The organism is Paraburkholderia sp. (genome assembly GCF_036488505.1).
Taxonomy (GTDB): domain Bacteria; phylum Pseudomonadota; class Gammaproteobacteria; order Burkholderiales; family Burkholderiaceae; genus Paraburkholderia.
Genome location: NZ_DASXHN010000513.1, coordinates 1 through 2,528, shown reverse-complemented (window position 1 = coordinate 2,528; position 2,528 = coordinate 1). Strand labels below are relative to the sequence as shown.

The 2,528-nt window shown below is 62.4% G+C and carries 4 protein-coding genes and 2 pseudogenes; 4 read left to right on the top strand and 2 right to left on the bottom strand.

Annotation, left to right across the window (positions count from 1 at the left end; genetic code table 11):
* The coding region (locus VGH68_RS29095) for an ABC transporter ATP-binding protein (protein ID WP_331607197.1) at window positions 1-816 on the bottom strand (816 nt) is incomplete at its 3' end.
* A 19-nt stretch (window positions 817-835) separates the two neighbouring features.
* On the opposite strand from VGH68_RS29095, the pseudogene VGH68_RS29090 reads away from it, so the two are divergent.
* From VGH68_RS29090 to VGH68_RS29080, 4 genes and pseudogenes are all read left to right on the top strand, one after another.
* Window positions 836-1,333: pseudogene (locus tag VGH68_RS29090) on the top strand (ATP-binding cassette domain-containing protein); the annotation flags it as partial.
* Window positions 1,308-1,445 (top strand): annotated as a pseudogene (locus VGH68_RS30175) (ABC transporter ATP-binding protein); the annotation flags it as partial. The pseudogenes VGH68_RS29090 and VGH68_RS30175, both read left to right, overlap by 26 nt.
* 6 nt (window positions 1,446-1,451) lie before the next feature.
* Window positions 1,452-1,790 carry a hypothetical protein gene (locus VGH68_RS29085; RefSeq protein WP_331607195.1) on the top strand — a complete coding sequence of 113 codons (339 nt, stop codon included), beginning with the start codon at window positions 1,452-1,454 and terminating at the stop codon, window positions 1,788-1,790.
* Window positions 1,791-1,806: 16 nt separating this feature from the next.
* Complete coding sequence (locus VGH68_RS29080) at window positions 1,807-2,043, top strand: hypothetical protein (protein ID WP_331607194.1); 237 nt, start codon at window positions 1,807-1,809, stop codon at window positions 2,041-2,043.
* A 141-nt stretch (window positions 2,044-2,184) separates the two neighbouring features.
* On the opposite strand, the gene VGH68_RS29075 is transcribed toward VGH68_RS29080, so the two are convergent.
* Window positions 2,185-2,528, bottom strand: a 344-nt coding sequence (locus tag VGH68_RS29075) for a hypothetical protein (protein WP_331607193.1), incomplete at its 5' end; no start/stop codon positions are given.

Genomic DNA, 2,528 nt, shown 5'->3' with positions numbered 1-2,528 from the left:
AAGGTCAACCTTCACCTCCTCGCGCAGCGAGGCGGGCGCGCGTCCGAGCGAGATGATCCGGTCCGACAGGAATACCGCCTCCTCGACGTCATGGGTGACGAAGAGGATGGTGATCGGGATGGTCTGCCAGATCGTGAGCAGCAGTTCTTGCAAAATGGCGCGGGTCATGGCGTCGAGCGCGCTGAACGGCTCATCCATCAGCAACACCTTGGGCTCGCAGATCAGCGCACGTGCGATCACGACGCGCTGCTGCATGCCACCGGAAAGCTGCGCCGGGAAGTAATCCTCATAGCCTTCGAGGCCAACCAGTTTCACGTATTCGAGGCATTTCTCGCGTGCTTCCCGACGCGCGACCTTCTTTTGGCTGCGCAGACCGAACTCGATGTTTTGCAGGACTGTGCGCCACGGCAGGATCGACTTCGCATATTGCTGGAAAACATAGATCAGGCCCTTCGAGGGGCCATCGATCTCACGTCCTTGAAAGACGACATCGCCCGCGGTCGGGCGCTCCAACCCGGCGATCAGGCGCAGCAAGGTTGATTTGCCACAGCCCGAGGGACCGATGATCGAGAGGAAGCTGCGTTCGGGGATCTTGTAGGACAAGCCGCTGAACACGGTAGTGGAGCGGCCGTTCACCGTGAATTGCATGTGCAGGTCGAGAACTTCGATGATTGGCCGGGCGAGCTTGGCCGCGGGCACCTCCACGCTATTCGCCGCAACCCGCAAGCCGCCATCGCCAGGGGACGCGACATTGCTGCCGTGGAGCGGAGCGCTGTTGCGCTCGAAATTCAGGAAATTCTGTACCGAACGCGCCATCGAATACGCCTCAGCCGTTATGGGTTCGCGCGCTCCTCAGCGTCTCCCTATCGGTGGTCTTTTGCCCCAATCCTCGCAAGGGCTGTGCCAGCGAGCGCGATACGCGTTCCAGCCGACGACGGCGGGCGCAACGCTCGTTTCGCGCAGCGGCGTCACCCGGCGCTTGCGAGAATGCTTATGTTGCAGTGCACACAAAAGTTGCGGTCGGCATTCGGAACAGGCACGTAGCGCCACCAGCGAAGGCGGGGGATTTCTCTCGTACGAGGCGCGCCGGCATGCGCAGGCCTTCGCTCTCGCCGAGGGCCGTTTCGTCTGCGTGGTCGGCCCTTCCGGATGCGAGAAGAGCACGCTCTTCAACATCATCGCCGGGCTGCAGCCGCCAAGCGGCGGCGCCGTCCTGATCGACGGCGACGACGCCACGGGAACCATCGGCCGCGTCGGCTACATGCTGCAGAAAGATCTGCTGCTGCCCTGGCGCACGGTTCTCGATAATGTCGTGCTTGGGATGGAGATCAAGGGCGTCGCCCGCGCCCGCGCGCGCGACGGCGCTTCCCTACCTAGCCCGCTATGGTCTCGGCGGCTTCGAGGATCGCTATCCGCGCGAGCTGTCGGGGGGGATGCGACAGCGCGCGGCTTTGCTGCGTACGCTGCTGCTCGATACCGACATCGTGCTGCTCGATGAGCCCTTCGGCGCGCTCGACGCGCAAACCTGCGCCAGCATGCAGGAATGTCTGCTGCAGATTTGGGGCGACTTCCACAAGACGGTCGTGTTCGTCACGCACGACGTCGAGGAGGCGGTTTATCTCTCGGATGAGATCCTGGTGATGAGCGCGCGGCCCGGCCGCATCGTCGACCGCCTGACGGTGCCGCTGCCGCGTCCCCGGCCGCGCTCCATCGCCAGCACCGCCGATTTCATCGGGCTGAAAGACCGCTGTCTTCCGTATCTCGGTCACTCCGCGGAGCTGGCAGCGTGATGAAGGCGTGGCGCTCATGACAGTCGAAGGCATCTCGGATTCGACGCCGGCCGTGAGTGCGAAAGGCCGCGTCGGCACGGCGCGTTTCCGCTTCCCGAGCGTGTTCACGCCGAAGCCGTCCTACCGGCACTTGCCCACGCCGACGCCCTGGTCGTCCCGACGAATTGCCGCCATGCAAGTGTTCCTGGTGGTGGCGCTGACTACCAAGGTGCCACCGACGAACACCACCGCGCCCACGACCACCCTCCAATGAAGTTCAGGTCCGCTGGGCCGCTGATCGCTCAGCTCCCCTCCGGCCAGACCGAGACCAGCAAGCGTGCAGAGCAGCGCGAGTAGCAACATAAGCCACTCGCGGGCCCGTGATATGAACCCGCGATCGCTTGGTCAGTCCCTCTCAGGGCTTCAGAGCGAGGAATCGCTTCGCCGCTTTGGGATACTGGCCGTTCGAGATCATCCCGGGATACGAAGCGTTCGTGTTCCAATAATCGTTGTACAGGACAACGTTCGTCGACATCCAATTTGCCATCTCATTCACAAAATAGGAGTTGTCGCCCTCTTCGCCGATGCCCCATTCAGGATAGGACATTGGCTTGTGGTGCTGCGCCGCAAAGTTGCGATGCCATGTCAGTCCGTACGGAGAGTTCAGATAGTTCTGCCAAGCTCTCTGCGGATCGATCTGGCTCTCGGGATTGTTGTCGTAGATGTCCATACCAATAATATCGACGTACTGATCTCCGG

Bases quoted from the DNA above. Each gene is read 5' to 3' on its own strand.
- VGH68_RS29080 (WP_331607194.1), top strand. From the start codon at position 1,807: ATGACAGTCGAAGGCATCTCGGATTCGACGCCGGCCGTGAGTGCGAAA.